Source organism: Photobacterium obscurum (assembly GCF_026191635.1).
Lineage (GTDB): Bacteria > Pseudomonadota > Gammaproteobacteria > Enterobacterales > Vibrionaceae > Photobacterium > Photobacterium obscurum.
Window position 1 is genome coordinate 47363 of sequence record NZ_JAKRRW010000011.1, and the last position, 24236, is coordinate 71598.

Consider the following 24236-nt stretch of genomic DNA (forward strand, 5'->3'; position numbering starts at 1 on the left):
GCAGAGAATACTAGCGAAAGCCTTAAGGACTGACAAGTAAAATTTCACCAAAAAGCTATAACCGTGAATTACTTGACCAAGTTTTAAGCAAAGCCGACCTGAAAATTACATTTTTCCGCCATTCACCTTAGCAGTTATCTTTAACCGCCTGGGCAATCGCCAATGCAGATTCTTTAACTAAATCAGCATCTTCACCCTCAACCATCACTCGAATCAAAGGCTCGGTACCTGATTTACGCAACAGAACCCGGCCGCTGTCACCCAGTTTAGCTTCTACTGCCGCCTGTGCTGACAATACCGCATCGGATTCAAGCGGATTTGTATTACCAGAAAAACGGACATTCTCCAGTACCTGAGGGAACATGGTCATGCCGTCTGACAACTCCTTCAGTGACATTTTACTCCCTACAATCGAAGCCATCACCTGCAGGCCGGCAACGATACCGTCCCCCGTAGTCACTTTATCAAGCATGATAACGTGGCCAGAGTTCTCAGCACCAATCAGCCAGTTGTGCTTTTTAAGCTCTTCCATCACGTAACGGTCGCCGACTTTGGCACGGACGAACGGAATACCCAGGTTCTTCAGCGCAACTTCCATACCTAGGTTGGTCATCAGGGTACCGACGACACCGCCTTTCAGCTCACCGCGGCGCAAGGCATCACGGGCAATGATATAGGCAATCTGGTCACCATCAACCTTGTTGCCTTCCTCATCGACCATGATCACGCGATCACCGTCACCATCAAGTGCGATACCAAAGTCGGCCTTCTCTTCTAACACCTTGGCCTGAAGTGCCGCAACATCAGTTGCGCCAACTTTATCATTGATGTTGGTACCGTTTGGCTCACAACCAATGGTGATCACCTCTGCACCTAGCTCTTTGAACACGTTAGGAGCGATGTGATAGGTCGCACCGTGCGCACAGTCAACCACGATTTTATAACCGGCAAGGCTTAGCTCGGAAGGAAATGTACCTTTACAGAACTCGATATAGCGGCCGGCAGCATCGTCAATCCGGTTTGCCTTACCTAGCATCGCAGACTCCACACAGGTCAGTGGCTTTTCCATTTCAGCTTCAATCGCTAATTCAATTTCATCCGGCAATTTTGTGCCCTCTGATGAAAAGAATTTGATGCCGTTATCATAATACGGGTTGTGAGATGCAGAAATGACAATACCCGCCTCGGCGCGGAAAGTTCGAGTCAGGTATGCCACAGCCGGCGTCGGCATCGGACCAGTAAAGGCCGCCTGCAGACCAGCTGCCGCCAAACCAGCTTCCAATGCTGATTCCAGCATATAACCAGAAATACGGGTATCTTTACCAATGATAACTTTTTTCGTGCCCTGCTTTGACAGTACGCGGCCAGCGGCCCAGCCCAGTTTCAACACAAAGTCCGGTGTGATTGGCGCCTGTCCAACCAAACCACGAATACCATCAGTTCCAAAGAACTTACGTTCAGCCATTTTCAGCTCCTAGCAATTTATTTTTTATCCTGCCCTATCCCACACAAAGCAACTATCGAGAATTATCGATAATTATTGTGCTTGGGATAACGTCATTCGACACACTTTCAAGACATCAACGGTTTCCTGTGCGTCGTGGACTCGAATAATCTGTGCACCTTTCATGGCGGCTATCGCTGCGCATGCCAGGCTTCCAGCCAAACATTCGGCAGGTTTTTTATCCAGTAATTTAAATATCATCGATTTACGCGACATACCAACCAGCAGCGGTAAACCAAATTGATGAAACTTATCTAAGTGCGCAAGCAGCTGGTAATTGTGCTCTAGCGTCTTACCGAAACCGTACCCAGGATCCAGCAATAGCTGCTCGCGACGAATACCAGCCTGCTCACAGGCGGTGATCCGTTCAGCCAAAAAGTCACTGACATCACTGATCAGATCGTTATAGCTCGGCTGGGTTTGCATTGTACGCGGTTGCCCCTGCATATGCATTAGGCAAATAGGTACATCGGCCTGTGCCGCGGCAGCCAGCGCCCCAGGCTCTTGCAAAGCGCGAATATCATTGATCAGGTCAGCCCCAGCTTTTACGGCCTCCGTCATCACCTGCGCTTTACTGGTATCAATTGAAATCCAGCAATCAAAGCGCTGGCGAATCGCCTCAATCACCGGTACGACCCGGTCAAGTTCATCAGCCAGCACCACATCAGCCGCTCCTGGGCGGGTTGACTCACCACCGATATCAATAATGCTGGTTCCGGCATTAAGCATCGACTCTACATGGTAGAGTGCATTATCCAATTGATTAAACTTACCGCCATCAGAAAATGAATCCGGGGTAACATTGAGGATCCCCATAACGTGGGAATAAGAAAGATCGAGTGTCTTCTCTTTGCTCGTCAGAATCATCACTATTTTCCTTCCTACCAAACCGGAGCATTATCACGCTATCCCGTTTGGGGTTATAACAAGCTGGATAAAAAAAACCCCGAGGCAGCTCGGGGTTTTATTATTCAGAACAACAATTAAGCTTGAGGCTTATCGTCTTCTTTATCTTCGCTCTTCGGTGCATCTGCACTTTGGTCAGCCGGTTTTTCTTCCGCTGGCGCCTCGGCTTTTTCCGTTTCAGAAGCCTTTAACGTATCACCTTCATCGCTCCAGCCTTTCGGTGCGCGAATTTCAGCTTTACGTGCCATTAGATCGTCAATCTGGCCAGCATCGATAGTTTCATACTTCATCAGCGCATCTTTCATAGCATGCATGATATCCATATTCTGAGTCAGAATTTCACGCGCTCGCTCGTAGTTACGATCAATCAGCGCACGAACCTCAGTATCAATTGCTCGCGCTGTTTCATCAGACATATGTTTAGTCTGCGTTACAGAACGACCTAGGAATACCTCGCCTTCATCTTCAGCATAAAGAAGAGGACCAAGTTTGTCAGAGAAGCCCCACTGGGTCACCATCTTACGCGCAATGTCAGTTGCACGTTCGATATCATTGGATGCACCAGTAGAAACTTTGTTAACACCGTAGATAAGCTCTTCGGCCAAGCGGCCACCGTATAGGCTTGAAATCATCGACTCCAAGAACTCACGCGAATGGCTGACACGATCTTGCTCAGGCAGGTACATGGTCACACCCAGTGCACGGCCACGTGGAATGATCGAGACTTTGTAAACCGGATCATGATCTGGTACCAAGCGACCAATAATCGCGTGGCCAGCTTCATGGTAAGCCGTCGATTCTTTCTGCTCTTCAGACATTACCATTGACTTGCGCTCTGCGCCCATCATGATTTTGTCTTTGGCCAGTTCGAATTCCACCATCGATACCGTACGCTTATTGCCACGTGCGGCAAACAGGGCAGCTTCGTTAACCAGGTTAGCCAGATCCGCACCAGAGAAGCCTGGTGTACCACGTGCGATCAAGGACGGGTCAACATCATTGTCCAGTGGAACTTTGCGCATATGAACTTTAAGGATCTGCTCACGGCCACGAACATCTGGCAGCCCAACCACAACCTGACGGTCAAATCGACCAGGACGAAGTAATGCTGGGTCCAGTACGTCTGGGCGGTTCGTTGCAGCGATAACGATAATACCTTCGTTACCTTCGAAGCCATCCATTTCAACCAGCATCTGGTTAAGTGTTTGCTCACGTTCATCGTGACCACCACCCACACCAGCGCCACGCTGACGGCCTACCGCATCGATTTCATCAATGAAGATGATACAAGGTGCCGCTTTCTTCGCTTGATCGAACATGTCACGGACACGGGATGCACCCACACCAACGAACATTTCAACAAAATCAGAACCGGAAATGGTGAAGAACGGTACTTTGGCTTCACCAGCAATAGCTTTAGCCAGTAGGGTTTTACCCGTACCAGGAGGACCAACCATCAATACACCCGTCGGGATCTTACCGCCCAGCTTCTGGAAGCGGCTCGGATCACGCAGGTAATCCACCAGCTCTTTCACGTCTTCTTTCGCTTCGTCACAGCCTGCAACGTCACTAAAGGTCGTTTTGATCTGGTCTTCACCCATCATACGCGCTTTAGATTTACCGAACGACATGGCGCCTTTGCCACCGCCGCCCTGCATCTGACGCATGAAGAAAATCCAAACACCAATAAGAAGCAGCATTGGGAACCAGGAAATGAAGATTGAAGCCAGCAGGCTTGGCTCTTCAGGTGGTGTACCCATCACCTTCACATTAGCGTTAATAAGGTCGTCTAATAGCTTCTGGTCGTTATAGACAGGCAGATAAGTGACGTATCGCGTGTTATCACGCTTGTATACCGTGATCTCACGATCATTGAATCGCGCTTCCCTTATCTGATCCTGACCGATTTCACGGACAAAAGTTGTATAGTCGACTTGACGGCCAGCACTATCGCCCGGGCCGAAGCTCTGAAATACAGACATCAGAACCACAGCGATGACCAACCACAAAATCAAGTTTTTTGCCATGTCACTCAAGGTGTTAACCTCGCGATAACTTAAAGATGAATTTAGGGTACTACAGTTTATAGCCTGTAGCTACAATATAGACCTCACGAGAGCGATCTCGTGACGAATCTGGTTTACGAATTTTGACCACTTTGAACATGCTACGAACTTCAGCCAGGTATTGGTCAAAGCCTTCACCTTGGAAAACTTTTACCGCAAAGCTACCGTTCGGCGCAAGTACTTGCCTACACATATCTAATGCTAGTTCAACAAGATACATTGCTCTAGGTTGATCAGCAGCCAAATTGCCGCTCATGTTAGGCGCCATATCTGACATCACGACATCAACCATATCAGGCTGAATACGTTCAAGCAGTGCATCTAACACGGACTCCTCACGAAAGTCACCTTGCAAGAAGCTGACCCCTGGTAGCGAGTCCATAGGTAGAATGTCACAAGCAATAACCTGCCCGTCATCACCTACAACTTCAGCCGCATACTGCGACCAACCACCCGGAGCAGCACCAAGGTCAACAACTGTCATCCCTGGTTTCAGCAACTTATCCTTATTTTGAATCTCTTCAATTTTAAAGATAGCGCGAGAGCGATAGCCTTTTTTCTGGGCTTCCTGAACATATTTATCATCAAAATGTTCTTTCAGCCAACGTCCGGAGCTACCCGATTGTTTTTTTCGACTCATGATTTACCTAATGAGTTAGCGTACTTATAAAGTATACTTGACCACTTTACAGTGACGTATACTAAACAAATTAGTCTTCTAGACTAGATGGCGTTAGAATACCCTGTTTTCAACCCTTATCATCAAAAAATAGAGTCATCATGAATCTAAGCACCAAACAGAAGCAATACCTGAAAGGCCTTGCTCACAACCTTAAACCTGTTGTCCTTATGGGTGCAAACGGTCTGACTGAAGCAGTATTGGCCGAAATCGAACTCGCGCTTGACCACCATGAGCTTATCAAGGTTAAGGTTGCTGCAGAAGAGCGTGAAACTAAGGTTTTGATCGTGGATGCTATTGTTCGCGAAACTAAAGCTGAAAAAGTACAGGTTATCGGTAAAACGCTAGTGCTATACCGTCCGAGCGAAGAGCGTAAAATCGAGCTTCCTCGCAAATAAAAAAGGCCGCCGATGCGGCCTTTTTTACACGGAAATATTGGCAAGGAGCGCCACTATTTTCTACCAGCCGAAACATTCACTAACAATAAAACCAGTACGATGGCCTGTTAGACGTATTCAACTTCAGTAATTTCGAATTCTTTTTGACCGCCTGGAGTGGTAATTGTTACTTCGTCATCCAGCATTTTGCCAATCAAGCCACGCGCAATCGGAGAATTAACGGAAATTCGACCTGCTTTGATATCAGCCTCGTCATCACCAACAATCTGGTACTGCACTTCATCTTCAGTGTCGACATCAATCAAGGTAACCGTTACACCGAAAATCACCTTACCGGTATTTTCCATTTTGGTGACATCAATTACCTGAGCCACAGAAAGCTTGTATTCGATATCGCGGATCTGCGCTTCACAGATACCCTGCTCTTCACGTGCAGCATGGTACTCTGCGTTTTCCTTCAGATCGCCCAACTCACGTGCTTCACCAATCGCCTGTGAAATAATTGGACGACGCTTCATTAATGTTTCCAGTTCATCACGTAGCAATTTCTCGCCACGCACCGTCATTGGAACCTTATCCATAACTTTACTTACCTCAACGCCTGTTAAGCGATTAACACTTTATTAGGGCAAAAAAAAGCTAGTCCAGCACTGTCACTGAACCAACATCGTTAATAGGGAACAGAATTCATTCTAAACAAAGATGAGCCAGAGATCACCCTAGATACCGCCTCAAGTAAGATCTGATACAGAATCGAGATCGGAGACAGCAAAATTGCTACAGGATTAATTTGAATATTAATGTGTTTAATCTCACAAAAACACTCAATAATACAATTTTAACCACCACTAAAAAGCTCAACCAAGTTCTAAATACAACTAAAACATCACATCCGGACGGAACTTTCCACACAGTAGTTAAACCATTGATATACACCAGTATAAATTCATAAAAACCACAAAACCCCATGCCCAAAAAGTATTTTTCAGTTTTTTTTACTAACTACTCCCTGCCAAGAACCAGTAAAAAGAACACCATGCATTTAGCACTCTCATGCATACAACAAAATAATTCCAAAAGGATTCGACAATGAACAAGAAACTGATTGCTTTGGCAGTAGCAGCAGCATCTATCTCTTCTGTAGCAACAGCGGCAGAAGTATACTCAGACGAAGTTTCTAGCCTAGCTGTAGGCGGCCGCTTTGAAGCTCGTATGGTTATGGCTGATAACGAAGCTGGTGATAGCAAAGTTACTGACGCAACTCGTGTACGTGTAAACATCGCCGGCAAAACAGATATCACTGAAGACATCTACGGTATCGGTTTCTGGGAAGGTGAATACACAGACGGCAACGACCTTGACAACCGTCACCTAAATGCAGGTATTGGCGGTGAGTTCGGTCAGGTTCGCTACGGTAAGACTGACGGCTCTCTAGGCATGCTAACAGACTTCACTGATATCATGGCTTTCCACGGTAACGAAGCGGGTAACAAGCTAGCTGCTGCTGACCGTACAAGCAACAACCTTGCTTACGTTGGTTCTTTCGACATCGCTGGCGACAACCTGACGGTTAAAGCGAACTACGTGTTTACTGGTGAAAACGAAGGCTTAAACGAAGCGACTAACACTAAGTACACTTACGATGTTGACGGTTACTCTGTTGCCGCTATGTACGCAATGGACATGGGTCTAGCATTCGGTGCAGGTTACGGCGAGCAAGACGGTCAGGCTTCACTAAACACCGAAACTGGTAAGCAGGCATTCGGTGCAGTTTCTTACACATTTGGCGACTTCTACCTTGCAGGTCTTTACCAAGACTCACGCAACACTGAAGTACACGGTCTAAACGTAGACGAGTCTCGCGGCTACGAATTCGCAGCATCCTACACAATGGGTAAAACGGTATTCATCGCGACTTACAACTACCTAGAAGACACGGACAACGACAAAGATCTACGTGACTCTATCGCAGTTGACGCGACTCACTACTTCAACAAGAACTTCCGCACTTACGCATCTTACAAGTTCAACAACCTAGACACAGATTCATCAGTTGGCATCACTAAAGCGAAGACTTCTGACGAGTTCGTTCTTGGCGCACGTTACGACTTCTAATCCCAATTGGGTTAAGAGCGTTACATGCTAAAAAAGGCGCAGACCTACGGGTCGGCGCCTTTTTGCTATATAACCTTTTTACGATAAAATATGACCATTATTTTTTGATGGCTTTTAACTTCATGTTCCGTGTATTTCCTTGGCTGCTTGGTTTGCTGCTCAGCCTGCCTGTATCGGCCAATTTCTCCCCCCAGCCAGCAATCAACCAGCTACCGGTCGGCCATGATGTCGCCCTGCTGATCACTGACACTGCCACAGGTGAGCCACTTTACGCCCAGCGTGAAAGCCAGCTGCAAGCCCCCGCAAGCACCCAGAAACTGATCACGGCACTGGCAGCCAAACTCTACCTCGGTGATAGCTTTCGCTTTACCACTGATTTAGAGCGCAATCATGACGATATTATTATTCGTTTCAGCGGCGATCCTACACTTTCTCGCCAGCAACTCGCAGCTCTGCTGACTCAGCTGAAGAAACACAGGCTCTCCACCATTAAGGGGAATATAATTCTTAACGGCTCGGTATTCAGTGGCTACGAACGCGCACCAGGCTGGCCATGGGATATTCTCGGGGTTTGCTACAGTGCACCATCAAGCAGCATTTCTCTGGAACATAACTGTGTGCAGGGCGCGCTATACAGCAATAAGGCTCTGGGCCAGCTAACACGGGTCAATGTACCTGCCCACCAGCCAATCAAGGTTGCCAGTGACGCGGTCATTGTCAGCAAAGAGCAACAAAAAGCCCGCTACTGCGACCTGACCCTGACGGCAGACAGCAGTAACAATTACCAGCTAAGTGGGTGCTTACCTAAACGCGACCAGCCCCTGCCGCTCAACTTCGCGGTACAAAACACCATTGACTACACAGAGGCCGTGATCCGCAGCGAACTGAAGCGGGCGGGAATCCGCTTTGATGGCAAAGTTGTTCGCGACGACAAAACACACGGCAAGCGCATTGCCCGCCATACCTCCGAGCCGCTGGACGAGCTGCTCGATATCATGGTCAAGGAGTCGGACAACCTGATAGCCGATAACCTGGCCAAGACTATCGGCCACAACTACTTCAAACAGCCGGGCACCTTCAACAACGGTGTCGCCGCTATCAAAGCGATCTTAAAAGACCAGGCGGGCATCGATTTAACCAAGGCTGTGCTCGTTGATGGTTCGGGCCTATCACGTAACAACCGTCTGACCGTATCGCAAATGATGGAAGTGGTTACTTACCTCTACCAGCATGACAAAACGCTGGAACTGCTGAAAACCCTGCCGGTCAGTGGCCAGAGCGGCACCCTGCGCTACCGCCAGAGCATCCGCCACCAGCCGCTTCAGGGTAACATTGCCGCCAAAAGCGGCTCGCTGTTCGGCACCTACAATCTTGCCGGCATCATGACGGCAAAATCTGGGAAAAAGCTGCTTTTCGTGCAGTTTACTACCAACTACCACCCAGAAGAGCCTGCTGAAGATGCACCAAAAGTTGCCCCGCCGATTGAGCGGTTTGAGCGTGAGCTATATCGGAAATTGTATGAGAGTTTCTAGAGACGAACTGAGAGTCGAGAAGATTCAATTTGGCACTAGTTACGGGGCGTTTCACAAAAGATAAAGCAACAAAGGATACTCCTCCCCTTCATAAGGGGAGGGAATAAAGCATAATTCCTAAGCTAACCCCAGCATCCAGTTCACTGTGGTGAAATAGATCATCATCCCGGTAATATCGACCACCGATGCCAGTACCGGGCTTACCAACACTGCAGGGTCAAGTCGACAGGCACGGGCCACCATCGGCAGTACGCCACCAATGGTCGTCGACAATACCACCTGAAAGGAAATCGCCATACCAATCGCCAACGCAATGTCGTACAGGTTCATTCCCATCGGTAACGTCGAACTATCACTGAACATCATCACCCGCCCAACGATAACCAATGCCAATACCGCGGCAATCACAATGGCAACACGGAATTCTTTCCACATCACCGCCAGCCAGTCACGGCAGCGTATTTCTTCCATGGCCAGTGCCCTGACCACCAGTGTTGCCGCCTGAGAGCCGGTATTACCGCCTGCCGCCGCAATCACCGGCATATAGATAGCCAAGAGCACCAGCTGGCTCAGGGTATCTTCGTAATGGGAAATGATCAGCCCCGAAACGATGCCCAATAATGCCAAGCCAACAATCCAGCCGATACGCTCGCGCACATGACTAAATACACTGTTCTTCAGATAGTGCCCTGCAGGCTCAGCCTCAGAGCAAATCAACCCCAGTCCACTGGCCAGATGGCGCATACGGACCTGCTCGTTCATCTCGTCCAGTAGATCCAACAAGGTCTGGACATGACGGAGCGGACATTCATGTAGTACCGCAATCGCTTCTGAAATCGGCATTTTCGCCAGCAGTTTTGCCTGCTCGTCAATACTGTATTTCAGGAATGCATTACGTACAGCCAGAACATCGTTCTGGCCAAGATTTTCTGTTGCAGTTACAGCCTGGGCTGCATAGTTCATTACCGCCATGGCGAATCTCCCGATTGGCAATGCCCGCCTTTTCAGGCGCAGCATGGGTAACGACCACCGAAATGCTGCTATACACCAGAGAGAACGTGCCAGAAACTACCGGCGAAGTACTACGTAATAGTACGTATAAGCCGACAGCTAAAAGCCTGTCATTCGCTGCAAATTAGCAACATTCATTATTGAGAAATAGGCAAGAAAACCGAGGAATGGTTTGTCGAAGACAAGGTATCGCAGAAAAAGATACAAAAGACATACTATTCCGAACCCGGGCTGGTTCGGAATCACAGGAGACCGACACCGCTAGCGGGTTTGATTTTCCACCTTCATACTCGGGGGATGGTCGGTATCGTTCATTTAAGTCTCCAAAAAGTTTGCCGCTTATGCGACGCCGCCAATTGTACGCAATTGCGTTCTCAGTTCAAGCGATAAAAGCGCCGAATTTGACACAAAGTATTAATGCCGGCGTTATACCAGCCAAAACAAAACAGCCCGCACAAAGCGGGCTGTTTAATTCCATCAGTTACGAACGGTTAGGCATTATTAAGACGCGCATGCAGCTCTTGAACAGATGTCACCTTGTTACGGTCATCTGCACTCCAGGCCATGCAAGTTGCAAAGGCCGCATTCAACGTCGTGGTGTAGTTGACTTTCTCAGCCAAGGCACCACGGCGAAGTACTTTCGAGTCTTCAATCGCCTGACGACCTTCGGCGGTATTCACGATGTAGGAGTACTCATTGTTCTTGATGCGGTCAAGAATATGAGGACGACCTTCGTGTACCTTGTTCACCAAGCGAGGGTTAATCCCCGCCTCGCCCAACACCACTGCTGTACCATGGGTCGCATCCAGCTCATATCCCTGCTTCACCAGCTTGGAAGCCAGGTCAACGACACGCTGCTTGTCATTGCCGCGAACGGAAAGCAGTGCACGACCTTTCGCCAGTTTCTCTTTGCCACAGCCCAGCTCAGCTTTGGCAAAAGCCTCGGCGAAGGTATCACCGACCCCCATAACCTCACCAGTTGAGCGCATTTCAGGGCCCAATAGCGGGTCGACACCCGGGAACTTGTTAAATGGCAATACCACTTCTTTGACAGAGTAATATGGAGGGATGATCTCTTTGGTAAAGCCTTGAGACTCTAAAGACTGGCCCGCCATGACTCGAGCAGCAATTTTCGCCAGCGGCGCACCGGTTGCCTTCGAGACGAACGGCACTGTACGCGCGGCACGAGGGTTCACCTCAATCAGGTAAACTTCGTTGTCCTTCACCGCAAACTGGGTATTCATCAGGCCACGGACCCCCAGCTCGAATGCTAGCTTCTCAACCTGCTGACGCATGACGTCCTGAATCTCCTGGCTCAGGGTATAAGCCGGCAATGAACATGCCGAGTCACCCGAGTGAACACCCGCCTGCTCGATGTGCTCCATGATGCCACCGATAACCACGCGCTCGCCGTCACAGATAGCATCAACATCTACTTCTGTTGCATCATCGAGGAAGCGGTCAAGCAGTACCGGCGATTCATTAGAAACGCTAACCGCTTCATTGAAGTAACGACGCAAGTCAGACTCGTCATAGACGATTTCCATCGCGCGGCCACCCAGTACATATGATGGGCGAACCACCAATGGGAAGCCAATCTCTTTCGACTTTTCTACCGCCTGCTCCATCGTTGTCACAGTAGCGTTTTCAGGTTGTTTAAGGCCTAGACGCTCAACGGCCGCCTGGAAACGCTCGCGGTCTTCGGCACGGTCAATCGCATCTGGACTGGTGCCGATAATTGGCACGCCTGCGGCTTCAAGCGCACGAGCCAGTTTCAACGGCGTCTGACCACCGTACTGGACAATCACGCCCTTTGGTTTCTCGACACGGGCAATCGCCAGTACATCTTCCAGGGTTACCGGCTCGAAATACAAACGGTCAGAGGTATCGTAGTCGGTCGATACGGTCTCTGGGTTACAGTTAACCATAATGGTCTCATAACCGTCTTCACGCAGTGCCAAAGAAGCGTGCACACAACAGTAGTCAAACTCGATTCCTTGGCCGATACGGTTTGGACCACCGCCAAGTACCATGATTTTGTTATTATCTGTCGGGTTCGCTTCACACTCTTCATCATAGGACGAGTACATGTAGGCCGTATCCGACGAGAATTCTGCCGCACAGGTATCAACACGCTTGTACACAGGGTGAATATCGTACTGGTCACGCAGCTTGCGGATTTCGCTTTCTGCTACACCAAGCAGTTTCGCCAGGCGTGCATCAGCAAAGCCCTTACGCTTCAGCTGGCGCAGAACATTGGCATTCAAACCGGCGAAGCCGCCTTCTTTTACCTGTGCTTCAAGCTTCACCAGATCTTCGATTTGTACCAGGAACCAGCGGTCGATGTTGGTTAGGTTAAAGACGCCGTCGACTGATAGACCGGCACGGAATGCATCGGCGATGTACCAAATACGCTCGGCACCCGCATCTTTCAGCTCGTGGCGGATTTGCGTCAGGGCATCCGGCGCATCTAGGTCAACCATCTCATCAAAGCCCGTTGCACCGACTTCAAGCCCGCGAAGTGCTTTTTGCAGTGATTCCTGCTGGTTACGGCCAATCGCCATCACTTCGCCGACCGACTTCATCTGGGTGGTCAGGCGGTCGTTGGCACCGGCAAATTTCTCGAAGTTGAAGCGAGGGATTTTGGTAACGACGTAGTCGATCGTTGGTTCGAACGATGCGGGTGTTGCACCGCCTGTGATATCGTTCATCAGCTCGTCAAGAGTAAAGCCGATAGCCAGTTTCGCGGCAATTTTCGCAATCGGGAAGCCCGTCGCTTTCGAGGCGAGTGCCGATGAACGCGATACACGCGGGTTCATCTCGATAATAACCATTCGGCCATCTTTCGGGTTGATACCGAACTGAACGTTTGAACCACCGGTTTCAACACCAATTTCACGCAGTACCGCAAGCGATGCATTACGCATTAGCTGATATTCTTTGTCCGTTAGCGTCTGGGCCGGAGCTACGGTGATGGAGTCACCGGTGTGGATCCCCATGGCATCGAAGTTTTCAATTGAACATACGATAATGCAGTTGTCGTTCTTGTCGCGAACCACTTCCATCTCGTACTCTTTCCAACCGATTAGCGACTCATCGATAAGTAGCTCATTAGTCGGCGACAAGTCCAGGCCACGTGAACAGATCTCTTCAAATTCTTCCTTGTTATACGCGATACCGCCACCGGTTCCGCCCATCGTAAACGAAGGACGGATGATACAAGGGAAACCGACCATATCGAGAACCTTGTAGGCTTCTTCCATGGTCTTCGCCGTATCGGCACGCGGACACTCCAGGCCGATAGACTTCATGGCCGCATCGAAGCGGGAACGATCTTCTGCTTTATCAATCGCATCTGCCGTTGCACCAATCATTTCCACACCGAACTCTTCCAGCACACCGTGCTTTTCAAGATCCAAGGCACAGTTCAGTGCGGTCTGGCCGCCCATGGTTGGCAATACTGCATCCGGGCGTTCTTTTTCAATAATCTTACGTACAACTTCCCAGTGAATTGGCTCGATGTAAGTCGCATCGGCCATGTCAGGGTCAGTCATGATGGTGGCCGGATTCGAGTTAACCAGAATAACTCGGTAACCCTCTTCGCGCAGCGCTTTACATGCCTGCGCTCCCGAATAGTCAAACTCACACGCCTGACCGATAACAATCGGGCCAGCACCTAGAATCAGAACACTTTTAATGTCAGTACGTTTTGGCATTTCTTACTACTCCCGGCTTAGGCGCTGTGCTTCTTAATTAATTCGATAAAGTGATCAAATAGTGATGCTGCATCATGTGGACCAGGGCTCGCTTCTGGGTGTCCCTGGAAACTGAATGCAGGCTTGTCGGTACGATGGATACCTTGAAGTGAGCCATCAAACAGGGATTTGTGCGTTGCTCGCAGATTGTCAGGCAGTGTGGCTTCATCAGCGGCAAAACCGTGGTTCTGACTGGTGATCATCACGACATCGCGGTCAATATCTTTCACCGGGTGATTCGCACCATGGTGACCAAACTTCATTTTTACGGTTTGGGCACCGCTTGCCAGCGCCAGAATCTGGTGACCCAGACAGATACCAAAGATTGGCAGTCCTTTGTCCAGGAATGTTTTGGTTGCTTCGATGGCGTAAGTACATGGCTCCGGGTCGCCAGGGCCATTCGACAGGAAAACACCATCCGGATTCAGTGCCAGTACCTCTTCCGCTGACGTCTGGGCCGGAACAACCGTCAGGCGGCAGCCGCGGTCAACCAGCATACGCAGGATGTTACGCTTGGCACCGAAGTCATAAGCCACGACATGGTATGGCAGCTCGCTATCATCTTTCGCTTCAGGCAAGCCATTTTCCAGCGTCCATGAACCTTGCTTCCACTGGTAGGTTTCAGCCGTTGTCACTTCTTTCGCCAAATCCATGCCTTTCAGGCCAGGAAATTGTTTCGCCTTTGCCAACGCCAATGCTTCATCAAGGTTGTCGCCCGCCATGATGCAACCATTCTGTGCCCCCTTTTCTCGCAATATGCGCGTTAGCTTACGCGTATCTATGTCGGCAATACCGACAATGTTTTGCGATTTAAGGTAGTCAGAGAGGGAGAGTTCGTTACGGAAGTTTGAAGCTAGCAGGGGAAGATCACGAATTACCAGGCCTTGCGCGTGGATTGAGGAGGATTCTTCGTCTTCGGAATTGGTTCCGGTGTTGCCAATATGGGGATAGGTAAGAGTAACAATCTGTTGAGAATAAGAGGGGTCAGTGAGAATTTCCTGATACCCCGTCATCGAGGTGTTAAAAACAACTTCACCAACGGCCGAACCATCTGCCCCAATGGACACGCCGTGGAACACTGTCCCATCTTCAAGGACTAACAGCGCAGATTTGCTCAAGACAACCTCCAAAAATAATAAAAATGCAATTAAAACAGATAAACTTGCAACTACCCATTCCATACAAAGTCAAACATCGAGTCAAGCTGATTTTTGACAAATTCCGCGCAGTCTAGAGATCGCTGCGAATTCTGTCAAGAAACCAACCAAAATAAATTTAACTTTTATCAATCTTACACCACTTGCAGAGCAAAGATGCAAAAACAACAAGCTTTCTTCGCTTTTTAGAGTAACCAAGTGATAGCCAATCTCATTTTATCGTTTGCCCAAACACCCAGAAAGACAGAAACAAAAATATCACTCAAAAAAAGGAAATAATGACAACTTAACATTAGATTTCAAAGGGCACGCAAAGCAAAAGCCACCAACAAGCCAAAACAAAAGCCAAACCATAGTGCATCACTGCTCAAAAAGCGAGCTACGCAGATAAAGCAAATATTCACAGGACCAAAGCTCAAGAATCAGGTTTTATGCACTCAGCGCACCACTACGCATAAAGAAAAAGCCCCGCCGGAATAATGCCAGACGGGGCTTTCTAGGTAAGAGTAAACGGATATCACCGCCTACTGGCTGTTATAGCTCATCAAGACCGAGGACATCCTGCATGGTGTAAAACCCCGGCTCCTTGTCATTCAACCAAGCAGCAGCGCGCACCGCACCATTAGCAAACGTCATGCGATCCGTTGCCTTATGGGTTATCTCCACCCGCTCGCCGATATCGGCAAACATCGCGGTATGCTCGCCAACAATATCACCGGCACGGATGGTCGCAAAACCTATTTCATCACGGCTACGCTCGCCGGTGATCCCCTCTCGGGCATAAACAGCAACGTCACTAAGCTTGTTGCCCATCGCCCCGGCAATCGCCTCGCCCATCCCGATTGCGGTACCGGACGGTGCATCGACCTTATGACGGTGGTGCGCTTCAATAACCTCGATATCACAATAATCCCCCATGACCTTGGCGGCTTTCTCCAGTAATTTGAATACCAAATTAACCCCAACGCTATAGTTCGGCGCCATCACAACCGGAACGTGTTCCGCGGCTTTATCGATTTGCAGGCGCTCCTCGTCACTAAACCCCGTCGTACCGATAACAATTTTTTTGCCGTGCTGCTGGCAAAATTCAATATTCGCCAATGTGGCAACCGGTGCGGTAAAGTCAATCAGTACATCAAAATCATCTTTTGCTGCCGTTAGATCATCAACTACCGTGACTGACACGGCGCCTACCCCAGCCAGTTCACCGGCATCAACGCCGACTAATGTTGAACCGCTTCGCTCTGTCGCGGCCCCCAGTGCTGCCTGCTCCGAAAGATGCGTGGCTTTTAGTAGCTGGCGCCCCATGCGTCCTGCCGCGCCCGCAATCGCAATTCTGACCATTGCGCTATTTCTCCCTGATTCTGTCGTCTTGAATGAGTATTGCTTCAATGTAGCCTGTTGGCAGATATAAAAAAAGCCCCAGCTTACGCTGAGGCTTCAATTTCGGTTCGAGTCACGCTAGAAGTTCTTATCCCGATTGGTATTAAACATTCTTTACTTGCAGCTCACGAGGTACTTCAAAGAACATATTTTCTTCACGGCCGCTCAGTTCTTCCACTTCTGCGCCGCTCAGCTGTTGAATACGTTCGATGATCTGGTTAACCAGCTCTTCCGGTGCGGAGGCTCCGGCCGTGACCCCAACATTGGTTTTTCCCTCAAACCAGACGGGCTGAACATCCTCAGGGCAATCGGTCAAAAAGCCCGGTGTACCCAGCTTTTCTGCCAGCTCACGTAGGCGATTTGAGTTCGATGAGTTTTTCGAGCCCACCACAATCATCACATCAACAGCCTGTGCCATTTCGCGCACTGCATCCTGGCGGTTCTGTGTGGCATAGCAAATATCATCTTTGCGCGGCCCCTGGATTTCCGGGAACACTTCGCGAAGCTTGGCAATCACATCGGCTGTTTCATCAACCGACAGTGTTGTCTGGCTGACGTAATGCAGGTTAGTCGGGTCTTTTACTGCCAACTTATCGACATCTGCCGGTTTCTCGACCAGGTACATGCCACCCGCTTCACTGGCATACTGCCCCATCGTCCCTTCGACTTCCGGGTGGCCGGTATGGCCAATCAACACTACCTCCATATTTCGGCGGCTCGCACGCGCGACTTCCATATGGACTTTGGTTACCAATGGGCAGGTTGCATCAAATACCGTTAACTGTCGCTCTTTGGCTTCGTTACGCACTGCCTGCGAGACACCGTGAGCAGAGAAAATCACTATATTGTCATCAGGGACTTCGTGCAGCTCTTCGACAAAAATAGCACCACGCTGTTTCAGCCCTTCGACGACAAAGCGGTTATGCACCACTTCATGACGGACATAAATTGGCGGTTGATACATTTCCAGTGCACGCTCAACAATGCTGATGGCACGGTCAACGCCGGCACAAAAGCCGCGTGGATTGGCTAGTAAGATTTTCATTGCTAACAGCTCTTAGTTTTCTATGGTCACAACTTCGACATCAAACGTGACGCGTTGTCCCGCAAGAGGGTGGTTGAAGTCAACAGTCACCGAGTCACCGACAACTTCAGTAATAATTCCTGGGATATCGTTGCCATCAGGGCCGGCAAAGGCAATGATAGTTCCCACTTCAGCTGGTGCGTCAGCACCAAACTTGGTCAAATCAACATGGTGAATATTATCGGGGTTGGCATGGCCAAAGGCATCCTCCGGCTCGAGAGCAAAACTGCTCTTCTGCCCTTCGCTCAATCCCAATAGACACTTTTCAAAGTTATCCGTCAGGCTACCGTCGCCCATCCGGAATTTTGCCGGCTTCCCCATTGCCTGGGTTGAATCAGCAACAGAGCCATCTTCCAGTTTTATGGCAAAGTGCATCAGTACTTCACTGTTTTCCGTAATTACCGACATGTAAGGTCCTTTTGAATATTGTCTTTATTTTCCCCGCCCATTTAACAACAAAGCGCTGCCCGTATCAACGGACAGCGCTCAGGGTTATAACGTGAATCTGTTTTTAGTGGTTAACTGGTTGTTTCTTCTTGTCAGCAATGAAGCCTTCCAAAATAATCAGTCCAGCACCGATACAAATAGCCATATCTGCAATATTAAATGCCGGCCAATGATAGTTACCAACATAAAAATCGAGGAAGTCGACCACGAAACCATGGTAAAGGCGGTCAAACAAATTGCCGAGTGCACCACCAATGATCAACCCGTAGGCACTATTTGCCAGCTTATGTGACACTGGCGTTTTTCGCATCCAGTACACCAACAGGGCACAGACTCCCAATGCAATCGCCGTAAATAACCAGCGCTGCCAACCACCAGCATCACTCAAAAAGCTAAATGCCGCACCGTAGTTATGGACATAAAGCAAATTAAAGAATGGCAACAACTCAATACGGTTAGGCCAACCGTACTCCATGGTGTTCATCACCAAGAGTTTACTACCAATATCAATGATGAACACCAGAGCCGCCAGCCAAAGCCAGCGAACCCCCGATTGTTTCAGCGACAGCCCTTGTTTAGGCGATAACTTGGTCATTAGGCAAACTTACGCTCTTCACCTGCACCGTCGATGTTGCTCACACAACGGCCACAAACTTCTTCGTGACCTTCGATAGTGCCAACATCAGCAACATGGTGCCAACAACGGTCACACTTCGCTGCTTCAGATGCATTAACAGTAACAAACAGACCTTCAACCTCAGTTTCCTGAGCGCCTTCTGGCAGGCTGTCCGCAACCACAACTTCCGCTTTCGATGTCAGCATCACAAAGCGCAGCTCGTCTTCCAGCTTGTTAAGCTTCGCAGCCAGTGTGGCGTTCGCATGAAGAGTCACCTCTGCCTGCAGAGCACCACCAATCACTTTGTCTTTACGTGCACCTTCAAGCAGCTTGTTTACCGCACCACGAACCTGCTGGATTTCAGCCCAGAACTCATTGTTTAGCTCTTCGCCTTCAGCAAGGCCGAACAGGCCATCGAACCACTCACCAGTGAACACGAACTTGTCACGCTGGCCTGGCATTTCGTTCCAGATCTCATCGGCAGTGAACGACATAATTGGTGCCATCCAACGAACCAATGCCTCGACGATGTAGTAAAGAGCAGTCTGACAGCTACGCTGCGCATGGCCGCCACGTTTTGCTGTGTACTGACGGTCTTTGATCACATCAAGATAGAATGAACCCATCTCAACTGAACAGAATTGCATCAGGCGCTGAGTAACAGTGTGCAGGTTGTACTCATCGTACGCCTGAATAATTTCTTCTTGTGCAGCCATTGCACGGCCCACAGCCCAGCGGTCAAGCGCTACCATTTCTTCCGGTGCAACAAGATCTGTTTCTGGGTTGAAACCACTCAGGTTGGCTAGGAAGAATCGTGCCGTGTTACGGATACGACGGTAAGCATCAGCAGAGCGCTTCAGAATTTCATCGGAAACCGCCACTTCACCGGTGTAGTCTGTCGATGCAACCCATAGACGCAGGATATCGGCGCCCAGCTTGTTGGTTACGTCTTTTGGTGCAACAACGTTACCTACAGACTTGGACATCTTGCGGCCCTGGCCATCAACCACGAAACCGTGAGTCAGCACTTGGTTGTAAGGGGCTTTGCCTTTCATCGCTACTGATGAGATCAGTGAAGACTGGAACCAGCCACGGTGCTGATCCGAACCTTCCAGATATAGGTCTGCTTGGTTACCGTTGTACTCTTCGCGGCTATCAACCACAGAGAAGTGAGTAACACCGGAATCAAACCATACGTCTAGGGTATCCAGTACCTTCTCGTAGTTTGCTGCGTCTTCTTCACCCATTAGTTCAGCAGGATCAAGATCCCACCATGCCTGAATCCCTTTTTCTTCAACCAGCTTCGCGACTTTTTCAATCAGCTCTGGTGAGTTCGGGTGAAGATCCTGTGTTTCTTTGTGAACGAACAGTGCAATTGGCACGCCCCAGGTACGCTGGCGCGAGATACACCACTCAGGGCGACCTTCTACCATACCTTCAATACGGCTCTGGCCCCACTCAGGCATCCACTGTACGTTTTTGATTTCTTCTAGTGCCTTGGCACGCAGACCCGCCTGCTCCATCGATACGAACCACTGAGGTGTCGCACGGAAAATGATTGGCGTTTTGTGACGCCAGCAGTGTGGGTAGCTGTGCTCGTAAGCATGGTGATGCAGTAATGCACCATGCTCTTTCAGCGTTTCAACCACGGCATCGTTGGCTTTGAATACGTGCTGACCGGCAAACAGCTCTGTGTCAGGCAGGTAAACACCGTTGCTGCCCACAGGGTTAGCCACTTCAAGACCGTATTTCTGACCAACAACGAAGTCTTCCTGACCATGGCCTGGAGCAGTATGAACACACCCCGTACCAGATTCAGTCGTTACGTGATCGCCAAGGATTGCCGGCACGTCGAAGCTGTAGAATGGGTGGTTGAAGCGCATTAGCTCCAGATCCGCACCTTTACAGAAGCCTAGGTTATGGAAGTGCTCGATACCCGCACGATCCATCACATCTTTTGCCAACTCTGCAGCCACAATCAGACGCTGAGGGTTTTCACCTTCAGTTTGGACCAGTACATATTCCAGATCGTCACGGATCGCTACTGCGCGGTTTGCAGGCAGTGTCCAAGGTGTCGTTGTCCAGATAACAATCGAGACATCACCCTGGCCTTCGTGACCTTCAGCACAGCCGAACTTGGCAATCACGGCAGCTTCGTCGACGGCTTTGAACTTCACATCAATAGATGGTGAAACTTTGTCTTTGTATTCAACTTCTGCTTCTGCCAGTGCAGAACCACAGTCTGTACACCAGTGAACTGGCTTGAAGCCTTTCAGTAGGTGCCCCTGGTCGGCAATTTTACCCAGAGAACGAATGATGTTCGCTTCTGTTGCAAAATCCATTGTACGGTACGGCTTGTCCCACTGACCCAGAACACCTAGGCGGATGAAGCTCTCTTTTTGGCCTTCTACCTGGCCAGCCGCGTACGAGCGACACTTCTCGCGGAACTCGGCAGCCGTTACTTTGTGGCCTGGTTTGCCTACTTTCTTTTCTACCATGAGTTCAATTGGCAGACCGTGGCAGTCCCAGCCTGGGATATAAGGTGCATCAAAGCCAGAAAGAGTCTTTGACTTAATAATAATGTCTTTAAGAATCTTGTTCAGTGCGTGACCAATGTGAATATCACCGTTGGCATATGGAGGGCCATCGTGCAATACGAAGGACTTTTTACCCTTCTTGGCTTTACGGATCTCACCGTAAAGATCTTCATCATACCAACGCTTAAGCATCGCAGGCTCACGGTTAGCTAGATTGCCTCGCATCGGAAACCCTGTTTCAGGCAGGTTCAGGGTATCTTTATAGTCGCTCATTGATTCTCGATTCCGTTACTTGGGCGAAGTTGGACATTATTACGCTCAGACAGCCACACCCGTGCCGTTTGAGCATCACGCTCTATTTGCGCTCTTAGCGCATCAAATGATTCAAATTTAATTTCGTCGCGCAGCTTATGGTGCAGCACAACTTCAATCTGACGTCCGTAGAGATCAGACTGAAAGTCAAACAGGTGTACTTCAAGCTGTCGCCGTACACCATTAACTGTTGGCCGGCGGCCAACATTGGCAACCCCAGGTACGGGATGGCCATTCACACCGAACACCTCTACAGCATAGACACCGGACACCGGTGATACACGCCGCTTAAGGGGTACGTTCGCTGTTGGAAAACCGATTGTGCGGCCGAGCTTGCGCCCATGAGATACCCGCCCGCTAATACTATACGGACGGCCCAACATAGACTCAGCCACCTGCAACTCGTCACTGGCTAGTGCCTGACGTATTGCGGTGCTGCTGACACGTTGCTGTGACACACAAAAACTCTGGGTGCTGACAACGGTAAAACCAAACTCTTTTCCAGCCGCTTCCAGCATAGCAAAGTCTCCGCTACGGCCTTTGCCGAAGCGAAAATCGTCGCCAACTACCAGAAACTTAACACCCAATTGCTCAACCAACAAGCGACGAACAAAATCTCGTGCCGACATATTGGCAAAATGGGCATTAAAATTGACGCAAAGCAAACGGTCTACACCCACTTGCTTGAGTTGCAAGTACTTGTCTCGAAAGCAGGTCAATCTAGCCGGGGCTTTATCTCCCGCAAACAATTCCAGCGGCTGAGGCTCAAAACTCATCACCGTTGCCGGATAGCCTAAGGCTCGTGCTTTCGCCATAACCTGACGCAACACCGCCTGATGACCTAAGTGAACACCATCAAAGTTACCAATTGTCACCACGCTACCGTGGTGCTCTGGTTTGATATTATGTATGCCTCGGATTAATTCCATGCGCCGCTTAAATTATCGCAGAGTGAAAAACTGACGGATTATATACTACTCTGAGCCCATCATACCAATCTGAATCATTTTCTGGCCATATCAGGCCACATTATATTCAGGGTTAACTCTCGGCTCGCAGGTGATGCAGACGGATACCCAGCACTCCCGCAGCCAACAAATAAACCAACGCCCCGAGACCTATCAGCCCCGCCAGCCACAGTACCCGATAACTCAACGACCAAGCCAGCCACTGATCCATTGCCGGCAGTACCCATAACAAGGCCGCCACCATCGCCGAGCCAGCTACAGCCAAGCGCAGGACAAACATCAGGGTAGTTTTCGACACCTGGTACACCTTTGCGCGGTGCAGGCCACGGTAAAGCAAGGCTGCATTCACCAGTGCTGACAACGCCGTGGCCATTGCCAAGCCGATATAGCCATACAGATAGGCAAATATGGCGTTAAACACCATATTGGTGAGCATCGCAATAATGCCATAGCGCACTGGTGTCTTGGTATCCTGTCGGGCGTAGTAGCCCGGTGCCAGCACCTTAATCAACATAAAGTTAAGCAGGCCAGAGGCATAGGCCAGCAGTGATAGAGAAGCCTGCTCGACATCCGCCGGCGAGAACTCGCCCCGCATAAACAGCACCATCAGCATCGGTTTTGCCAGCACCATCAGCCCCAGCATCGCCGGAAGGCCCAGCAGCAAGACCATGCGAACTCCCCAATCCATGGTGTGGGCAAACTGGTCGCCGGTTTGCTCAACATGCTTGCGCGACAAGGCAGGCAGAATAACCGTGGCAATCGCAATACCAAAAAGCCCAAGCGGAAATTCCAGCAAGCGGTCTGAATAGTACAGCCAGCTGATCGAACCAGTCGCCAGGAAGCTGGCAATAAAGGTATCAAACAGCAAATTGATCTGGCTCACCGACACCCCGAACAGTGCCGGGATCATCAGGGTGCGGATTTTTACCACACCTGGTTCGTGCCAGCCCCACTGCGGTTTTACCAGCATCCCCTCTTTATATAAGAAAGGCAACTGGAACAGGAACTGGATCAAACCACCAAGAAAGACCCCCAGCGCCAGACCGATTTCCGGTTGTTCCAGGTTCGGGGCCACAAACCAGGCACAGCCGATAATAGCAACATTGAGAAATACCGGGGTAAAGGAAGAGACCGCAAACTTACCCAGCGTATTGAGGATTGCCCCCGACAAGGCCACAAAGGTGATAAACCAGAGATAAGGAAAGGTGATCTTCAGCAACAGGCTCGCCAGTTCAAATTTTGGTGCAGCCGGGCCGCCGTTAAGCCAGTCAATAAACCAGCCGGCACCGAACAGCGCGGTGACAACTCCCGAGCCCACGATCCCCAGCAGCGTCACGACAGACACAATGACCCCCAGAGTACCAGAAGCCCGAGCAATCAACTGACGGGTCTTATCCATATCGCCGGCGGCATGGGATTCAGTCAAAACAGGAACAAATGCTTGGGAAAAGGCCCCCTCGGCAAAAAGTCGACGTAAAAAGTTGGGGATCTTGTTGGCAAAAAAGAAAACATCGGCGGCAGCTCCGGCTCCCATCAGGTTCGCTACTACCACATCTCGCACTAATCCCAGTACTCGAGAGACCAATGTCATCGTACTGACAATCAATCCGGAGCGTAAAAGACGCTTACTCACAAAAAAACCTCATAAAGATGGCTCAGAAAGAGGTGACTTCCGAGTCCAAATGCTGCTAAAATCTGCCGCCATATTAACCGTGTTAATCCGCAAGTGCCAACTCTGTTGGTTAGGCGGTTATTTGCACAAATCA

Annotated in this window: 18 protein-coding genes; 3 read left to right on the forward strand and 15 right to left on the reverse strand. The window is 49.7% G+C overall.

Annotation, left to right across the window (positions count from 1 at the left end; translation table 11 throughout):
• Nucleotides 1-127 precede the first annotated feature (127 nt).
• The 4 genes from glmM to rlmE form a co-directional block, all read right to left on the reverse strand.
• Nucleotides 128-1465: a phosphoglucosamine mutase gene (gene glmM, locus MD588_RS14685; protein ID WP_265698127.1), complete on the reverse strand. Its 1338-nt coding sequence runs from the start codon at nt 1463-1465 to the stop codon at nt 128-130.
• Between the two features lie 72 nt (nt 1466-1537).
• Entirely contained in the window at nt 1538-2371 is an 834-nt protein-coding gene (folP, locus tag MD588_RS14690) for a dihydropteroate synthase (RefSeq protein WP_265698128.1), read from the reverse strand.
• A gap of 116 nt (nt 2372-2487) precedes the next feature.
• Complete coding sequence (gene ftsH, locus MD588_RS14695; RefSeq protein ID WP_265698129.1) at nt 2488-4446, reverse strand: ATP-dependent zinc metalloprotease FtsH; 1959 nt, start codon at nt 4444-4446, stop codon at nt 2488-2490.
• Nucleotides 4447-4486: 40 nt separating this feature from the next.
• Nucleotides 4487-5116 carry a 23S rRNA (uridine(2552)-2'-O)-methyltransferase RlmE gene (gene rlmE, locus MD588_RS14700; RefSeq protein ID WP_265698130.1) on the reverse strand — a complete coding sequence of 210 codons (630 nt, stop codon included), beginning with the start codon at nt 5114-5116 and terminating at the stop codon, nt 4487-4489.
• Between the two features lie 140 nt (nt 5117-5256).
• Here rlmE and yhbY point away from each other — a divergent pair, with 140 nt between their 5' ends.
• Nucleotides 5257-5553 (forward strand): ribosome assembly RNA-binding protein YhbY, encoded by a 297-nt coding sequence (yhbY, locus tag MD588_RS14705; protein WP_007464838.1) that lies wholly within the window; start codon nt 5257-5259, stop codon nt 5551-5553.
• A gap of 107 nt (nt 5554-5660) precedes the next feature.
• Here yhbY and greA read toward each other — a convergent pair whose 3' ends face one another.
• On the reverse strand, nt 5661-6134 hold the full coding sequence (greA, locus tag MD588_RS14710; protein WP_265698133.1) for a transcription elongation factor GreA: 474 nt from the start codon (nt 6132-6134) through the stop codon (nt 5661-5663).
• Between the two features lie 508 nt (nt 6135-6642).
• On the opposite strand from greA, the gene MD588_RS14715 reads away from it, so the two are divergent.
• Together MD588_RS14715 and dacB are read left to right on the forward strand one after the other, a co-directional pair.
• Nucleotides 6643-7668 carry a porin gene (locus MD588_RS14715; RefSeq protein ID WP_265698134.1) on the forward strand — a complete coding sequence of 342 codons (1026 nt, stop codon included), beginning with the start codon at nt 6643-6645 and terminating at the stop codon, nt 7666-7668.
• A gap of 122 nt (nt 7669-7790) precedes the next feature.
• Nucleotides 7791-9200, forward strand: a complete 1410-nt coding sequence (dacB, locus tag MD588_RS14720; protein ID WP_265698135.1) for a serine-type D-Ala-D-Ala carboxypeptidase — start codon at nt 7791-7793, stop codon at nt 9198-9200.
• A 117-nt stretch (nt 9201-9317) separates the two neighbouring features.
• Here dacB and MD588_RS14725 read toward each other — a convergent pair whose 3' ends face one another.
• The 10 genes from MD588_RS14725 to murJ all read right to left on the reverse strand — a co-directional run bounded on the left by MD588_RS14725 (nt 9318) and on the right by murJ (nt 24103).
• Entirely contained in the window at nt 9318-10172 is an 855-nt protein-coding gene (locus MD588_RS14725) for a magnesium transporter (protein WP_265698136.1), read from the reverse strand.
• 530 nt (nt 10173-10702) lie between these two features.
• Nucleotides 10703-13927, reverse strand: coding sequence for a carbamoyl-phosphate synthase large subunit (gene carB / locus MD588_RS14730; protein WP_265698138.1), 3225 nt, complete (start codon nt 13925-13927; stop codon nt 10703-10705).
• Between the two features lie 17 nt (nt 13928-13944).
• Nucleotides 13945-15084 (reverse strand): glutamine-hydrolyzing carbamoyl-phosphate synthase small subunit, encoded by a 1140-nt coding sequence (gene carA / locus MD588_RS14735; protein WP_265698139.1) that lies wholly within the window; start codon nt 15082-15084, stop codon nt 13945-13947.
• 573 nt (nt 15085-15657) lie between these two features.
• Complete coding sequence (dapB, locus tag MD588_RS14740) at nt 15658-16467, reverse strand: 4-hydroxy-tetrahydrodipicolinate reductase (protein WP_265698142.1); 810 nt, start codon at nt 16465-16467, stop codon at nt 15658-15660.
• 142 nt (nt 16468-16609) lie between these two features.
• Nucleotides 16610-17551: a 4-hydroxy-3-methylbut-2-enyl diphosphate reductase gene (gene ispH / locus MD588_RS14745; protein WP_265698143.1), complete on the reverse strand. Its 942-nt coding sequence runs from the start codon at nt 17549-17551 to the stop codon at nt 16610-16612.
• Nucleotides 17552-17563: 12 nt separating this feature from the next.
• On the reverse strand, nt 17564-17998 hold the full coding sequence (fkpB, locus tag MD588_RS14750) for an FKBP-type peptidyl-prolyl cis-trans isomerase (protein ID WP_265698145.1): 435 nt from the start codon (nt 17996-17998) through the stop codon (nt 17564-17566).
• Nucleotides 17999-18101: 103 nt separating this feature from the next.
• Nucleotides 18102-18632: a signal peptidase II gene (lspA, locus tag MD588_RS14755; RefSeq protein WP_265698146.1), complete on the reverse strand. Its 531-nt coding sequence runs from the start codon at nt 18630-18632 to the stop codon at nt 18102-18104.
• Entirely contained in the window at nt 18632-21463 is a 2832-nt protein-coding gene (gene ileS, locus MD588_RS14760; protein ID WP_265698147.1) for an isoleucine--tRNA ligase, read from the reverse strand. Before ileS ends, lspA begins: the two co-directional genes overlap by 1 nt.
• Complete coding sequence (gene ribF, locus MD588_RS14765; protein ID WP_265698148.1) at nt 21460-22431, reverse strand: bifunctional riboflavin kinase/FAD synthetase; 972 nt, start codon at nt 22429-22431, stop codon at nt 21460-21462. The genes ileS and ribF overlap by 4 nt, the downstream gene beginning before the upstream one ends.
• Nucleotides 22432-22543: 112 nt before the next feature.
• Nucleotides 22544-24103: a murein biosynthesis integral membrane protein MurJ gene (gene murJ / locus MD588_RS14770; protein WP_265698149.1), complete on the reverse strand. Its 1560-nt coding sequence runs from the start codon at nt 24101-24103 to the stop codon at nt 22544-22546.
• Between the last annotated feature and the right edge of the window lie 133 nt (nt 24104-24236).

Coding starts and splice junctions, on each gene's coding strand:
- folP (WP_265698128.1), bottom strand. CDS start 2,371: ATGATTCTGACGAGCAAAGAGAAGACACTCGATCTTTCTTATTCCCAC.
- MD588_RS14725 (WP_265698136.1), bottom strand. CDS start 10,172: ATGGCGGTAATGAACTATGCAGCCCAGGCTGTAACTGCAACAGAAAAT.
- ileS (WP_265698147.1), bottom strand. CDS start 21,463: ATGAGCGACTATAAAGATACCCTGAACCTGCCTGAAACAGGGTTTCCG.
- lspA (WP_265698146.1), bottom strand. CDS start 18,632: ATGACCAAGTTATCGCCTAAACAAGGGCTGTCGCTGAAACAATCGGGG.
- MD588_RS14715 (WP_265698134.1), top strand. CDS start 6,643: ATGAACAAGAAACTGATTGCTTTGGCAGTAGCAGCAGCATCTATCTCT.
- dapB (WP_265698142.1), bottom strand. CDS start 16,467: ATGGTCAGAATTGCGATTGCGGGCGCGGCAGGACGCATGGGGCGCCAG.
- rlmE (WP_265698130.1), bottom strand. CDS start 5,116: ATGAGTCGAAAAAAACAATCGGGTAGCTCCGGACGTTGGCTGAAAGAA.
- ribF (WP_265698148.1), bottom strand. CDS start 22,431: ATGGAATTAATCCGAGGCATACATAATATCAAACCAGAGCACCACGGT.
- dacB (WP_265698135.1), top strand. CDS start 7,791: ATGTTCCGTGTATTTCCTTGGCTGCTTGGTTTGCTGCTCAGCCTGCCT.
- ispH (WP_265698143.1), bottom strand. CDS start 17,551: ATGAAAATCTTACTAGCCAATCCACGCGGCTTTTGTGCCGGCGTTGAC.
- glmM (WP_265698127.1), bottom strand. CDS start 1,465: ATGGCTGAACGTAAGTTCTTTGGAACTGATGGTATTCGTGGTTTGGTT.
- yhbY (WP_007464838.1), top strand. CDS start 5,257: ATGAATCTAAGCACCAAACAGAAGCAATACCTGAAAGGCCTTGCTCAC.
- fkpB (WP_265698145.1), bottom strand. CDS start 17,998: ATGTCGGTAATTACGGAAAACAGTGAAGTACTGATGCACTTTGCCATA.
- greA (WP_265698133.1), bottom strand. CDS start 6,134: ATGGATAAGGTTCCAATGACGGTGCGTGGCGAGAAATTGCTACGTGAT.
- carB (WP_265698138.1), bottom strand. CDS start 13,927: ATGCCAAAACGTACTGACATTAAAAGTGTTCTGATTCTAGGTGCTGGC.